General features: G+C 53.6%; 9 protein-coding genes and 1 pseudogene. 2 read left to right on the top strand and 8 right to left on the bottom strand.

Annotation, left to right across the window (positions count from 1 at the left end; translation table 11 throughout):
* Window positions 1-263 precede the first annotated feature (263 nt).
* Window positions 264-1,448 carry a GGDEF domain-containing protein gene (locus tag FH061_RS24515; RefSeq protein WP_225984853.1) on the top strand — a complete coding sequence of 395 codons (1,185 nt, stop codon included), beginning with the start codon at window positions 264-266 and terminating at the stop codon, window positions 1,446-1,448.
* A gap of 545 nt (window positions 1,449-1,993) precedes the next feature.
* Here FH061_RS24515 and FH061_RS24510 read toward each other — a convergent pair.
* Genes FH061_RS24510 through FH061_RS24495 form a run of 4 tightly spaced genes read right to left on the bottom strand, consistent with a single transcriptional unit; the run spans window position 1,994 to window position 9,335 of the window.
* Window positions 1,994-3,019 carry a Bug family tripartite tricarboxylate transporter substrate binding protein gene (locus FH061_RS24510; protein ID WP_225984852.1) on the bottom strand — a complete coding sequence of 342 codons (1,026 nt, stop codon included), beginning with the start codon at window positions 3,017-3,019 and terminating at the stop codon, window positions 1,994-1,996.
* A 45-nt stretch (window positions 3,020-3,064) separates the two neighbouring features.
* Complete coding sequence (locus tag FH061_RS24505; protein ID WP_225984851.1) at window positions 3,065-5,530, bottom strand: CaiB/BaiF CoA-transferase family protein; 2,466 nt, start codon at window positions 5,528-5,530, stop codon at window positions 3,065-3,067.
* Window positions 5,531-5,534: 4 nt separating this feature from the next.
* Entirely contained in the window at window positions 5,535-8,849 is a 3,315-nt protein-coding gene (locus FH061_RS24500) for an acetyl-CoA carboxylase family protein (RefSeq protein WP_151638510.1), read from the bottom strand.
* A gap of 51 nt (window positions 8,850-8,900) precedes the next feature.
* A complete protein-coding gene (locus FH061_RS24495) occupies window positions 8,901-9,335 on the bottom strand; it encodes a PaaI family thioesterase (protein ID WP_151638509.1) in 435 nt (144 codons plus the stop codon).
* 130 nt (window positions 9,336-9,465) lie between these two features.
* Between FH061_RS24495 and FH061_RS24490 the strand changes: the two genes are divergently transcribed.
* A complete protein-coding gene (locus tag FH061_RS24490) occupies window positions 9,466-11,103 on the top strand; it encodes a sigma-54 interaction domain-containing protein (RefSeq protein WP_151638462.1) in 1,638 nt (545 codons plus the stop codon).
* Window positions 11,104-11,907: 804 nt separating this feature from the next.
* Here FH061_RS24490 and FH061_RS24485 read toward each other — a convergent pair.
* From FH061_RS24485 to FH061_RS24470, 4 genes and pseudogenes are all read right to left on the bottom strand, one after another.
* Window positions 11,908-12,524: pseudogene (locus tag FH061_RS24485) on the bottom strand (transposase).
* A gap of 51 nt (window positions 12,525-12,575) precedes the next feature.
* Window positions 12,576-12,959, bottom strand: coding sequence for a phosphoenolpyruvate carboxylase (locus FH061_RS24480; RefSeq protein ID WP_151638461.1), 384 nt, complete (start codon window positions 12,957-12,959; stop codon window positions 12,576-12,578).
* Window positions 12,910-13,848 carry a hypothetical protein gene (locus tag FH061_RS24475; RefSeq protein WP_151638460.1) on the bottom strand — a complete coding sequence of 313 codons (939 nt, stop codon included), beginning with the start codon at window positions 13,846-13,848 and terminating at the stop codon, window positions 12,910-12,912. Before FH061_RS24475 ends, FH061_RS24480 begins: the two co-directional genes overlap by 50 nt.
* A gap of 45 nt (window positions 13,849-13,893) precedes the next feature.
* Complete coding sequence (locus tag FH061_RS24470; protein WP_151638459.1) at window positions 13,894-14,199, bottom strand: DUF4158 domain-containing protein; 306 nt, start codon at window positions 14,197-14,199, stop codon at window positions 13,894-13,896.
* Between the last annotated feature and the right edge of the window lie 257 nt (window positions 14,200-14,456).

Below are 14,456 nucleotides of genomic sequence, written 5' to 3'. Positions count from 1 at the left end.
GGTTCTGTCGCTAGTCATCCAAATCAGCGAGGTCGTTGCCAGCGAAGGGAACAGCCCCAAGTCCTGCGCACTGTCCCATTTGACTTCTCTGTCACGACGCGCATTCAAACAAAAGCTCTCTTGTCCGTATCGCCACGTTGTGAGTAACCTTTTACAGGGAATCTAACTGGATAGATCAAATTGGGGGCCTCGTACCCGCGTGTGAAACATCCAATGCTACGATATTGGTTTCACGCTGGCCACCCCGCAGACAATGGCCTTTTATGGCCACGACGCTTATGTTAAGTACCAAACAAGTTTTCCTGATTGCCTCGCTCCTCTGCTTCGTAACGTTCCTCGTGCTGTTTTCATTCCGTGAAAACGGCGTGAAAGGCATGCGGCAAGTTATCCTGGCGAGCGTGCTTGGCATGGCGGGGAATATCCTGTTTGCGTATGGGCGTGAGTTATCGCCTTTTTTCGCTTATGAGCTAGCCAATGGGGTATATGCCGCGTCCTCAGCTGCCATCCTGATCGGCTACCGCCGGCTGTTCAAGCGCCCTGCACCTACGCGCCCGCTTGCGCTCGGTGTTCTTGGACTGACGGCGGCCATCGCTTTCTTCCATTATGTGCAAGATTCTTTCATAGCTCGAACTACCGTCGCGTCCCTGTTTCAGGCTGGCGTTGCGGGTGCGATTAGCTATACCTTGCTCCGCGCACGGAGTGAATGGCGGCGCCCCTATTATCCGAAATTTTTCATTCTAGCGATGTGTGGTCTGATCGCTGGCGGGCACGCTATCCGTGTGCTATACCAATTGTTTTCCGACGGCGCGCCAGCATCCTTACTTGAGCCGTCAGGATGGAATGTGTTTGTTCTTTCTGCTGGCGCTTTCGCTCTGCCGGTACTTGCGTTTGGCGCTCTGCTGATTGCACATCGCCGTATTGTGCTCTTGGCAGAGCATGCGGCAAACCACGATTACCTGACCGGCGCCTGGTCACGGCGGGCCTTCTTCGACATTGGGAACCGGGAAATTTCGCGCACAACTCGCACAGATCGCCCTCTGTCGCTGCTGCTGGTGGACATGGACAACTTCAAGCCAGTCAACGATACGTCCGGCCATATTGCCGGCGATCGAGTGTTGCAAGACATTGTGCACGAGATACATCAGGAACTGCGAAGCATCGACTCATTGTGTCGTATGGGAGGCGACGAATTTGCGGTACTGATGCCGGAAACCGACCTCGCGGGTGCAGCTGTTGTTGCCGAGCGCCTGAGGCTAAGAATAGCGGCCGCGCACGAGCTGCTGTCAGGAGTCACAGTGAGCATCGGCGTAGCCGCACTGCAAAAGGAAGACACTCTCAAATCGCTGATGATGCGCGCCGATACGGCACTCTACGTAGCAAAAGAAAAGGGGCGTAATCAAGTCGCCTTAGAAAAGGAGTACCGGTCGCTTTCGTATTCGACGGTATAACCTAGAATAGACTTGCGAGAGTTCAATGCACGTCAGGAACTAGGCACAAAGCTGACCTCCTCAAGGTTCCAACTGCGCCATCCAATTTGAAAGGACTGCCCGAGTCTCGACATAATTGCCAGACTGCCAGCGGTCGACGATGCTTCAAACGTTCCAGGTTGTCCCAAGGGGGAAAAGCGACATTATCACCATAATGTCTGAACGCATGTTTTGATCATAGACTCGTGTTCAAGGTGAAGGTTGTGAGCTTGTTATCGTGTCTCTCCGTGGCTGGAAGTGATGAAAATGATCGGTCAGCTCGCCAAAAATGGGGTTACCTATACGAGCCCTTGCTGTAATCAAGGTGTCGATCAACGTCCAACGATGGATATTTGGGCTTTCCCCTCTGCTGCTGGGTAGCGGTTATTACTTCAGTGGCATCGAGATCGCACAGATTCACGATGAACTCATCCAGATGCTGAGTCTTAACACCGAATGGCCGTCTCTTCAATTTTTCGCTGTAAGATGCCAAGCCTGCCATCAGGGACATGCGTCCCTGATAATTGTTAGTCCAACGTGAGGTTTTCGCTCTTGATCAAGGAGCGCCAGCCGGACACTTCACGATTAATGCGCTGCGAGAAGACGTCGGGCTCGACGATCACAATCTCGCCTTGGGCGCTCAACACTGTTTTGGATTTTGGATTTTCAAGAATGCCTTGCGACGTCGCCTGGTGAATCCTTCTGATAATTTGCGGCGGCGTTCCCGCAGGTGCGAGCAGGCCGATCCAGAACGTCAAATTAAAGTCTGGCACACCCTCTTGCTCTACAGTTGGCACGTCAGGGAGTTGTTGCATGCGATTGTTGGAAGAAACCGCCAAAGCCTTGAGCTTGCCGGACTGGATATGAGGCAATGCTGCCCAAGTGTCAAATGCAGCGTTGATCTCGCCGCTTATGATCGCCGTTTGTGCCATCGATGCACCTTTGTATGGTACATGCATGGTTTGGACATTGCTTTTTTTACTCAACATCGTGAAGCCCAAGTGGGCTATGTTACCTGGACCAGCCGAACCGTAAGTCAGTTGTCCTGGGTTTTTCTTGGCATATTCGAGTAGGTCTTTAGTCGAACCAACCTTATTTTTTTGTGCCCATTCGGGGTTTACCACCAAGATGAACGGCGATTCGACCAAGCTAGTGATTGGAACGAAATCAGATACCTTGTAAGAAATCGACTTATACAGTTGCGGGTTGATCGTGATGCTGCTCGAATTTGTTACTAACAGTGTGTATCCATCTGCAGCCGAGCGGGCCACTTCACCCACCCCCACCACCCCATTCGCTCCGGATTTGTTATCGACAATTACTGGTTGGCCAATCGACTTGGAAAGGTTTTCCGAGACGACCCGTGCCACTAGATCAGTAAACGAACCAGGCGGGAACGGAACGACAATGCGGACGGGTTTGCTGGGCCAAGCAGCCTGCGCCGCGGCTATACCGGGCAACGTCGTCATGGCGCAAATTGCCAAGGCAAAGGCTATCTTTCCTGTACGTGCAATAGTTTTCCGCCTATTTCCAGCGAAGTGACCTTGTCTCATGATTTTTTCCTTTCTGGTGGTCTACGGATTGGCACAGTCTGTTACTTACCTAGCAGTGCGGGTTGCTTTTCTCTGGGCTTGCGTTCCAATTACGCCCTGTCGTTCTAGCTTAGCAATGTCGCTTGCATCGAGGCCCAGCAGATCACCCAAAACAGCGTCCGTGTGCTGCCCCAAAGTAGGGGCCGCTAGCCGTATCGGCATTGGACGTTTTCCTTGGCGGTAGGGTGTGCTGGTCGACAAATATTGTTTTACAAAGTCCCTTTTCAACGGTTGCCAGAACGACCGCGATTGCAAGTGAGGATCAGTCAGTACTTGCCCCATCGACCGCACAGCCCCGGCTGCAATCCCTGCTGCCTGCAACGTATTCATAACAAGCTCTACGTCTTGCTTTTCGGTCCACGCCTGCAACACGACGTCCAACTCCATTTGCCGAGCCTGTCGCCCAGTTGCCGTTGCAAGCTGCTCATCTCCAGCGAGATCGCCTCGGCCCATAACGTTGCAAAGGGTTCGCCAATCGTCATCGTTAATCACACTTACCACGATCCAGGAGTCTTCACCCGCACACCGGTAACAGCCATGCGGCACATGCACTGGATGGCGATTGCCTTGTCGTTGGGCGACAGATCCGTGTACCGATTGTGCAATGAGAAAAGGCGCGGTCATCGGCAACATCGCTTCAACTTGCGAGAGGTTGACATGCAGACCCTGACCGTTGCGGCGCTGAGCGATTAAAGCTAGTAGCAGTGCTGCACCGCCATTCATGCCGCCAATTGGATCTCCATAGGCATAGGAAGTCATCGCAGGAGGATACTCCGGATGGCCGGTATAAAGCGGTAAGCCACTTGCTTGCTCCAGGGTTCCACCGTAAGCGCGGGTATCGCTCCACGCGTTACCCAGGCCGAATGCGGGCATTGAAAGCATGACCAGTTTGGGATTGACTGCACGCATCGCCTCGTAGTCCAGCCCTAATTTTGGTAATACTTCAGCCGAAAAATTCTCCACTACCGCGTCGCAGCGTGAGGCTAGAGACAACAGCAACCGCTTTCCCTCTGGCGATGTCAAGTCGAGTGTGATGCCCAACTTATTCCGGTTCATCAGGTTGAAGTTATTGTTTTTTTCGTAGAGATGTTCTTGGTAGAACTCGTCGGTGAAGTTAGTGCCACGCCACCAGTCGGGGTAGCTAATGCTCTCCACCTTGATTACTTCGGCACCAAGGTCGGCTAATGTACGGGTAGCTAACGGCCCTGCCCATCCCATTGTGAGATCCAATACCCGCAAGCCGGCTAAAGGGAGCGTATCTCCTGGTGCCGCTGGCATGTTCCGGACAGGGGTCCCTTGCAGACCATCCTTGTACTCAGTATTGTGCTCACCAAGCGTGGCCGCCCTACCGCCCTTTAATGGGCCAAGATCATCCAAGCGGAATGGAACAATGGGTGCTTTAAAATGCGTTCCTTCAACAGCGACGCTTACAAAAGCGCCCCGTTGGCGATGCACCTCTTGCTGAAGCAGTTCCTCCATTGTCGGCACAAACACTGCTGGATGCTTCAGGTTGCCCAGGATGGAAAACCACTCACTAGCCGTACGGGTACGCAGCGCGGGAATGAGCAGAGCATCCACTTCGTCGGCTCGGGACATCCGGTCAGGCCCACTGCAATACCTCGGATCATTGCCCAGTTCGGGATGTCCAATGGCTAGACACAGCCCTTTCCACTGCGGCAAGGTATGCGTGAAGAGGCCAAGCCATCCATCTGCTGTTTCGTAGATGCCGGAGGGATGGGTGCCACAGAAGCGGTTAACACCGAGTCGCTTCAATGGGTGCCGATTATCCTGCACCATACCTGCCTCCATCTCCACAACGCCGAGTACGGCCTCGTGGATACTAAGCACAAAGCGCCGGCTCCCGTGTTCGCGTCCGATCCAGGCGGCGGTAGCCGTGGTGAACGCAGATAGGCCCGCAACGATGCCGGTCTGAATATCGTGGGGCATATGCGGAGGTCCATCTATGGGACCGCTTCCATGAACCGCACCCGCAAGTGAACGGCAAACCGATTCTGTTCCTCTGAAGCGACTATATTGCCCGTCCTCTCCAAACCACGTGAGCTCGACGGTGACAGGCACCTGCTCCGGCAGGCCGGGCTCACCTAATTCAGGTGCGGATTGAATCTTGCCGCCCTCTCCGAGCGCACGTGCATCTAGCACAATGTCACAGGTCGCAGCCAGCGTATGAAGCCATTCAAGCTCTGATGAAAGGTCCGCGGTCACACTGCGCTTGTTAGTGTTCAGCCAAGCGAAAAGCGCACTGTCGGATGCAGCAGATTCCGGATTCAATAACGGCGGCATGCGTCGCCATGGATCACCTTCGGGCGGTTCGACCTTGATCACTTCCGCTCCAAAATCCGCAAACAGTTTTCCTGCATACGCCAGCGCAGGACCGTAACCGACTTCAAGCACACGAATTGAACTGAAAACCATTTCGCGTGGCAGGGAAGCACCGTGGGCAATCGTCTTCATCGTTTCACCATGCATCGATGAAAGAACGGCGAGGACGTAACGTCCGTGTTGAAGCGGACGAAATGCCTTGCGCGATCCATTTACGCGTTTCTGCCGGATCGATCACCGCGTCGATTTCTCCAGCCGCAGCGGTACTGATCGCATGTCCTCGATCATAAGCTTGGGCAACAAGCTTGTTGAAAAGCGTCTGCCGCGCAGGACCTTCAGCGACTGCTTCGAGTTCTTTCTTGAATCCTAGGCGTATCGCACCTTCTAAACCCATGGGTCCAAACTCCCCGGTCGGCCACGAAATTGTGAAGTTGGACGACCTGAATCCACCGCCGGCCATTGCCATTGCCCCCAGCCCGTAACCTTTGCGAAGAGTCACTGCCAGGAAAGCAACACGAAGCTTCGCTCCGATAAGGAACATTCGTGAAACGTGCCGCACCTGTGCATCGGCTTCCGTTTCCGGTCCCACCATGAAGCCTGGGGTGTCAATCAACGAGATAATTGGTAACCCGTGCGCATCGCAAAGCTGCATGAAGCGGGCCGCCTTGTCTGCCGCATCCGCATCAATGGCGCCTCCTAAGTGGTAGGGATTATTTGCCATGATTCCGATCGGTTGCCCTTCTACGCGAGCAAGCGCAGTATGGATACCGAGACCAAAGCCGCTGCGTAGATGCAGCACACTACCGAGGTCAGCAATGCCTTCGATGGCCTTGCGGGTATCGTAGACCCGCAGTCGGTTTTCGGGGACGACATGACGCAGTGCCATTGGATTCGGAGCGCTCCAATGAGACGCCCGGCCTTGGAACATGGATAGGTAGTGCTTTGCTGCGCTCACCGCCTGAACTTCGTCGTCGACCAGAATGTCGATCACGCCGTTGGCAAATTGCACGGACGCTGAACCGATGTCCTCCGGACGGTACACACCGAGGCCTCCCCCTTCAATCATGGCTGGCCCTGCCATTCCGAGGTTGACGGAGCGGTCGGCGATAATGACATCACAGCAGCCGACAAAAGCAGCATTGCCGGCAAAGCAGCGCCCTGAAACAATTCCAATAACTGGTACGTGTCCGCTGAGTTCAGCAAACGCAGCAAATGATGGCTGATACAGTCCAGAAACCGAGGGGATATCAATATCGCCAGGACGTCCGCCGCCACCTTCACCAAACAGAACGAGCGGTAGCTCGTCACGTGCAGCGACCTCTACGATCCTATCCGTCTTCACATGATTGCGCTTGCCCTGGGTTCCGGCTAAAACCGTTGCATCGTAGGCCATTACTGCTGTCCGGGAGCGATCTCTGCCTACAATTTCACTATTGACGCTTCCGATGCCCGTAATCAATCCATCAGCGGGAGTATTGACAATCAAATCGTCGATGCTGCGTCGCGTCGCCTGGGCGGCTAGCACCAATCCGCCGTATTCGACGAAGCTGTCAGCATCACACAGGTCCGCAACATTCTCGCGCGCAGTCCTTTGCCCACGCGAGCGCCGCTTCGCTACCGCTTCGGGACGCGCCTTGTCATAGAGATAGGCATGGCGATCATGCACGCGCTGCAAATCGGGACGAATGCTTGACAGGTCGGCCACCTGTTCGGTGGCAACCGAAGCGCCTTGCTCATCGAGTGGTTCCAGCAGAATGAGCACACTGCCTTCCTCGACGAGTCCGCCTGTGTGCACTCGAACATCCAGGACGCGGCCCGCTGAGGACGCAGAAATAGTGTGCTCCATTTTCATGGCATCAAGGACAGCCAAAGTTTGGCCAAATTTGATTACATCACCAGGTTGAACCGAAAGCTCTACGACACGGCCAGGCAAGGGCGCGCGTACTGCCAAAATGTTGTCGCCGAAGTGCTCAGGCGGCTCGACTGCGCGAACTGGTGGCGTACGACGCTGCACAGTCCCCCCCTCCAGCATCGAGCGCTCGGCTTCTTCGTTTGCAATGACTTCTGCGGAGGCATGCAACTCATCCAAGATCGCTTCGAAATGCCTCGTGTGCACGTCCTGCGTTATAAAATCCTTTCGTCGTGTTAAAGCACGCAGCAAATTAAGATTGGTATCCATTCCGACAAGACGGAATTCAGCCAGGCCACGTTGCAGGCGGCGCACAGCGTCTTCAAAATGTCCTGAGCGGCTGGTCACGATGAGTTTAGCCAGCAAGGTGTCAAATTGGGGGGAAGGTATATACCCGGTATATCCGTGCGTGTCGACTCGCATGTCCGGCCCGGTTGGCGGGTCGAAACGTTCCAAGCATCCGTGCGAAGGTCGTGAAAGTCCTTGCGCATCTGTCGATTCGCCATTGATCCGGGCTTGGATTGCAAACCCTCGAGGCATGGGCGGTGCATTCGGATCTATCCCAATATCTTGGAGACTATGTCCGTTGGCAAGACCGATTTGCAGCCTTACAAGATCCACTCCTGTAACCTGTTCGGTAATCGTGTGCTCCACTTGCAGTCTGGGGTTGGCTTCGATAAAGACAAAAGCTTTCTGTTCGCGTGCTTCGTTTTCTTCAACGAGAAACTCAAAAGTACCCAGACTGCAATAGTTGACTGCCTTGGCAAGTTTAATTGCAGCACGTTCAATACGGTCGCGCAGGCTGCTTTCCAATGTTGGGCTGGGGGCAATTTCAATCAGCTTCTGAAAACGGCGCTGCAAAGTGCAATCGCGATCACCCAAAGCGACCACATCGACGCCATCCCCAGCTATTTGCACTTCAATATGGCGTGCACGGACCATTAGCTTTTCGGCATAAAGCGCGTCCACACCAAACGCGCTGGCAGCTTCCGAACGACAGCGGGCATAGGCCTCCGCCAGGTCTTCCTTCTGCCGAACCACACGCATGCCGCGCCCACCGCCACCGCCAACAGCCTTTATTACGATACCTGTCGAGCCTTGCGCTTCGAAAAATTGCGCAATATCTTCCAGACTGGCATTCCCTGGAGTGGCTGGCATCACGGGTACGTCGCACTGACGCGCCAGCTTCAAGGCAGAGCCTTTATCACCAAAAAGCTCCAGATGTTTAGGGGCCGGACCAATGAACCGCACTCCGGCTGCATTGCAGGCCTGCGCAAAATCGGCACGTTCACTCAAAAACCCGTATCCAGGATGTACAGCATCACAGCCCATGTCCTTGGCAGCTTCTAGTATCGACGCGATGTCAATGTAGGCCGCAGGGCCGGTGCTTTCGAGGGCATATGCCTCATCCGCAAGGAATCGATGCCGAGCGTTACTGTCATCTCTTGAATATATGGCGACCGACTTCAATCCTAAGTCGTGTATTGCTCGCTGGATTCGCAGCGCAATCTCGCCTCGGTTGGCTATCAATATCTTCTTGATCACTCTATCCTCACAGTTGCTGGCACCCTTGACCCGACGATCATGGCAATGTTATTTATTAAGCGCAATTAATTTGAACGTTGCTCGGGCAACGGCGACCAGCTTTCCCGTCTCGTCCCTGATCTCACCCTCGCAGAACGCAATGGATTTACCACGCCGAGGACAACGTGCCATCACGTGCACGCTAGTGCGAGCCGACTCATAAAAATGTGTGCTCATCTCGATTGTGACCGCGCCGAACTGGAGGGGGTCATGTGCACGCGCAGCAGCGCTCAACGTGAAATCGAATGCGCTCATCAAGACTCCGCCATGCAGGTCACCTCGGCTATTGGTCAGGGAAGTATCTATCGCCAAGTGTGTATGGCAGGAGGATTCGTCCAGAGACACAGGTTGCAAGCCGATGTGGTCCATGAAAGGAACGTCAATGCCAAAATAGGGTTTAGCCGGGTTATCTACAGAGCTAGGTGTAGGTGTTTTTGTCGTCATCATGGCTGCCATATCGCATAAACCATGCCACTAGACCATATCTAGCTTTAGTAGGAAGTGCGATTGCCAATGTCCTCAATAAATACACTCAGTGTATTTATAGTAGAATTTGTGTATGCACAAAATACACATGGACGAGATCCCAAATGATGTTTTTGGCCTGCTTATTCGCAGTGAGGGCAAGACTGTTTCAGCATTAGGTATCGTTGCCGACCTCTCTGCTCAAGAGGCACTGGTAAGTGCATTAGAAGGGTCTCAGTCACGCACGATGTTCCCTATTACATTGCCATCGGGCCCGAGTCTATGCCTGGTGCTGTCCATGGAAGGGTTGCAGGTTGCGCTTGTCAGAGCTGCGAGCTTGGATGCGACTCTATTTGATTTCGTTGCTGCAGTCCCCTTCGCATTCGATATCCTTGAACAAATTCTTAATGATCCGTATCGGGGTCTCACGGTGGCTGATCACACCGGATCTATGCTGTACGTCAGCCCTGTTCATGAAAAATTTCTCGGTTTTCCCCACGGTGGAACTCGAGGCTTGCCTGCAGAAGAAGCCATTCCAAATTCTCGGCTACGTTCGGTAATTGAAAGTGGGAAAGCGGAAATTGGAAAAACGCAGGAATTATCTAATGGTGTTACGCGCGTAGTTACCCGCCGTCCGATTTGGAAGAACAATAAGGTCATTGGTGCCGTGGGTAGTGTAATGTTTCGCGATGCCAATGCGGTCTCAGAAATGGCTCAAGAGATTAATCAACTTCGAACACAACTAGAGTTTTACCGCCGAGAATTGAGTGACTTGCGCGAATCACAACAGGCGATGGACGAACTGATCGGTGATAGCCAGGCAATGGCACGTGTACGTAATGAAATCGCCCGGGTAGCAAAACTCGACGTCCCGGTACTGATTATTGGTGAAAGCGGTACGGGCAAGGAGTTGGTAGCTCGCGCTATTCACCGCCTCAGTCGCCCGAATCAGGCTCTGATTAGCATTAATCTGGCAGCAATGCCATCAAGCTTGGTGGAATCCGAATTGTTTGGCTATGCAGCTGGGGCTTTTACGGGCGGAGCACGACAAGGCCGTCCGGGGAAAGTTGAAATGGCCAATGATGGGACACTGTTTTTGGACGAGGTGGGCGATATTCCCGCTGATATACAGATTAAATTGCTTCGTGTTTTGGAGAACCATGTCGTAGAAAGACTGGGAAGCCACAAATCCCAACAGTGTACTTTTCGCTTGGTTGCCGCCACACACCGTGACATGGATGACCTGATTCGGAACAAAACATTTCGACATGATCTCTTTTACAGAATTAGCGGCGTTACCTTACGACTCCCTCCGCTCAGACAACGCCTTGAAGACATCCCGGCATTGGTGACTCACTTTATCGAAGCGTTCTGTCAACGAAATTCTTTACCTGTGCCCGATGTTGATCCTTCCGTTTCACGTTACTTGGCTGAACAATCCTGGCCAGGCAACCTGCGCCAATTGAAGCATCGGGTAGAGGAAGCCTTAGTATTTTCAGGACCCAGCTTATTAACGCTAGATGCGTTTCAACGCAATGAGGCATTCCGCGACGATTCTCCTTTAGATACGGCACAATCCGAGACATCGACTGTTCAGGATAGCTATGTGCCCGTAAAACTACAAAGACTTAAAGCCGTTGAGCGGACTGTCGCTATGCGTGCCGTTGAACTATGCGGAGGAAATAAGCTACGTGCAGCTCAGCAATTAGGAATTTCACGCTCCTATCTATATAAACTATTGCGTTAGTATTTTCTATTCTTATATAAGTGTCTTTCAATGCATTGTAGGCCTGCCTCCATAACATGCAAAAAAGAAGGCTTGTATGCTGAAGATCCGCTCGGCAATCCACTGCTGGCCTAGCAGCCCCTGTTGCAAAGTGGCTTACATCATCAATGTGTTCGTGAGTATGGCCACCTTCGCAACGCAGCATGTCGACATCAAGATCGCTGTTCAGGTCGTATTCCACCCGCAACTGTCCCGGTAGCGTCGACACGAAACCTATGCAGCGCCTCGGGACGCTTCTCGCTGGCAGGTGGTCGCTGTCAACAATGCGCAAATGGTAACCGGATACCATGGATGATGTGCCACCCGGCACGGGAGCCAGAACTTCACCAGAGCGAGTCGCACTGCTTTGTACCAGAGGGTGAACCAGGCCGAGGAAGTGCCGTTGACCTTGTTATACAGCGCCTGTAGGAAGAACGGCGAGTCCTTGCACGCCTTGGTAGCGGCATGCAAGGAAGGACGCAGGCCTACGGCTACCATAGACATGTGTGCGACCGTGGTAGAGAACAGCAGCGAACAGGTGTACTGCAGACCGCCCTCCTGTTCAACAACTCATCTATCCAACCCGGCTTCAGCGTCCTTTGCATGGCCAACATGGTCATGATAGTTACTGGTCCTTGCTCTACCGAACGTCAACTACCGAATTCATGACCATGGCACGCCCCTCCTTGCCACTTGGATGCCACTTCAATTACCTGGCGCCTTAGTCAACCTATAAGTACCACCTTGGAAGGAAAGAACCCAAAGGCCTTAGAGCCCGTTTGATAACTAGTCGTTTTCAAATAATCGCTTGAGAAGCAAGCTACCCATAGCGACATAGATCATTTCGGAAGAGACGTCGATGCGGCCCTCGTAGTCACGTACCAAGCGCCGCCATTGCACCATCCAGCCAAAGGAACGCTCTACAACCCAGCGACGAGGGAGCGGAATAAACGTGTGCTGCCTCTCCAGCTTGCGAACGACCTCAACAACGAATCCAAGCATCGTTGCCTCGTCGAGCAATCTGCGTCGGTCATACGCGGCATCAGCAAACAGATGCTTCACCCATGGCCATCGCTTCTTCAATGCCACTAGCACCCATTCTGCGCCACATCGTGGATAACCTTGAAGAGTAGCCGCCTCACAAAGCGCCGAAACCACCAGTACACCGTTTGCCAGGGCGGGAAATGCACCGGCAACATGCGCCATTCGCATCCGGAGCGCACAAGGTAACGAATGGCATTGAGCACTTCGCGCAGGTCCGTGATGCGGCGACGGCCAGTTCTCGCTGGTGACGGTAACAATGGCTCAATGGCTTGCCATTCCTGATCGCTCAGATCACTTGGATAGCGCTTGGCTTTGCGTTCGCGCTCGACCTGTCTGGCTCGCTGCGGTTCTGTCCACATGGTAATCCTCCGTGCACTTTCCCCACTTCAGATTACCAACTTACTCCTCCTTCATCTGTTTTCAAACAGGCAGTTAGACGCTATGCGTGCAGCAAGAACATCTTCCAAACACGCGTAAAGACGCGGCAGTTCCGCCAGCATTGTGTAGTCGAAGTAGGACAATCCGTTTTCCACTTCATCGAGTACCGACAGCTTCGAACTACGTAGCACGCGGGTCTGCCCCGTCGATGGAATCAGTAAGGTGGTTCTGCTGCGGAAGGAAAAGCTGTGATTGATGCAGACGGAGCCGTTACGCAACGCTACGCGCAGCCCGAACAGCGTTGCCCATTCAAAGGCACGTAGTGCATTGACTCGATCCTGTCCATGAATGAGGTCATGCCATGGTCTACCCAAGTCGATTTGAACTTCCTCTGGCAAGCCATTTGCTAACGTCATCTTTTCCGTATAACTCTCGAAGAACCGCAAGCGTATCAAGTAGCCGATGCGGCGTCTCGCTAGCAAATGGCAGCGCGACGAGCTTGGGTAGCACCTTTCTGGCCTGTGTACTCTTCGTCATCAGCTGCAGACGCACAAGCTTACGTCGGCTTGATGCCCAACGTGGCAGCGCTTTGTCCGTGAGTCGCGGTAGCGCGGCGCGTAGCTCGTCAGCCGCCATCGCCGGATTGGCGGCTAGTTCTTTGATTGCCTGCACGAGTTCGGAAAGCGCCTTTGCATCATCCTGACGACCGTTGTTAATTTGCTTGCCAGCGTCGTTGGCCACGTCCGCCAGCCACCGTCGTAGCATTTGCAGCAGGTGATCGGTCGCTGCGCATAGCGCGTAACGCATGAAACAGGCAGCGTTAATCCGTCTTGTTTGCTGAGCCAGGCGTTTGTTGGCGGAAGGCGTTCGGCTCGCGCAGCGCCGTGCATAGTGACGAATCAAGGATTCATTGACTGCCTCCGGCCACCGTGCGTCCACGTGAAGAAACCGAAGGAATTCAACCTTGCCGAACAACTCTTTCATCTGCACGGTCGAGTTTCGAACCGGTACAGACCATAGCCACTCTTGTAAGCTGATGCGGTCTTGCGTTTGGGCGACCAATCGTTCGCTCCAGTAGTCGGATAGTGCTGGTCCTACCGTGTTCAGAAGGACTTCCTCCATTTCATCTTCATAGGCGCGAACTGCCTGGGCGATCAGCGTCCTCAACAACCGGTCGCCAGCAATCAGGAGGCGATGCTCATATAACCAGGCCTTGACCTGGCTAAGCAGCATGGAGGAATTCGGGCGCCCGTTCAGCGTTTCCTTAAGCCAGCGGATAAGGTGCCTGCGCTGATGTTCTGTCATGACACCAAAGCCAAGGCATTGATAGGCTAACTGCTGATGATCGACCTATGTACGGGGCCGCGCCTCGTAAAGCGAGCGCAGAGTGCCTATGTCGAGCGAAGGTACGTTCAGTCGTTCAGCCAGGTGTTTCCAGAGTACCTTCGGAATTTGCTTGTACGCGTCCAGCGTACGTCCGGCCATGCGGACGAATCCGATATGCAGGGCCAGCGCCAGGCGGTATAGATCCGAGCGCCGCGAACCCATCAGTTCGATCTCCTTGGGTGAAAAGGTAAAGAAGATGTCCAGTTCGAAGGCAGTGAGATCGGAGAGTATCTGTCGCAAGCCAAGATAAGGTATGCGCCAATGGTCCATCGTTCCGTTGTGAAAAAGGAAAGGACCGGAATCTTACCGCCTTAAGCAGGGGTCGACAGCAAGTTATTGATTTAATGCGATTATTCGAAAAACACTCGCTGCAAACCCGCATGGATGCTTGCTCGTGCTACCGTCGTAAATTACTGAGATGGACCCGACACCTTCCCTTCGGGGAAACTACATGTTCGATCAACCGTTCTTCACCGGAGGTCCATCATGAAGGTTACCGTTCTCGGAATTGATCTGGCCAAGCGAGT

The sequence above is a fragment of the Noviherbaspirillum aerium genome, from assembly GCF_008929045.1.
Taxonomy (GTDB): Bacteria; Pseudomonadota; Gammaproteobacteria; order Burkholderiales; family Burkholderiaceae_D; genus Noviherbaspirillum; species Noviherbaspirillum aerium.
This window is presented reverse-complemented; position numbering and strand designations above follow the sequence as displayed.

Coding starts and splice junctions, on each gene's coding strand:
- FH061_RS24480 (WP_151638461.1), bottom strand. CDS start 12,959: ATGACGTTAGCAAATGGCTTGCCAGAGGAAGTTCAAATCGACTTGGGT.
- FH061_RS24475 (WP_151638460.1), bottom strand. CDS start 13,848: ATGACAGAACATCAGCGCAGGCACCTTATCCGCTGGCTTAAGGAAACG.
- FH061_RS24515 (WP_225984853.1), top strand. CDS start 264: ATGGCCACGACGCTTATGTTAAGTACCAAACAAGTTTTCCTGATTGCC.
- FH061_RS24495 (WP_151638509.1), bottom strand. CDS start 9,335: ATGACGACAAAAACACCTACACCTAGCTCTGTAGATAACCCGGCTAAA.
- FH061_RS24505 (WP_225984851.1), bottom strand. CDS start 5,530: ATGAAGACGATTGCCCACGGTGCTTCCCTGCCACGCGAAATGGTTTTC.
- FH061_RS24490 (WP_151638462.1), top strand. CDS start 9,466: ATGGACGAGATCCCAAATGATGTTTTTGGCCTGCTTATTCGCAGTGAG.
- FH061_RS24510 (WP_225984852.1), bottom strand. CDS start 3,019: ATGAGACAAGGTCACTTCGCTGGAAATAGGCGGAAAACTATTGCACGT.
- FH061_RS24470 (WP_151638459.1), bottom strand. CDS start 14,199: ATGGACCATTGGCGCATACCTTATCTTGGCTTGCGACAGATACTCTCC.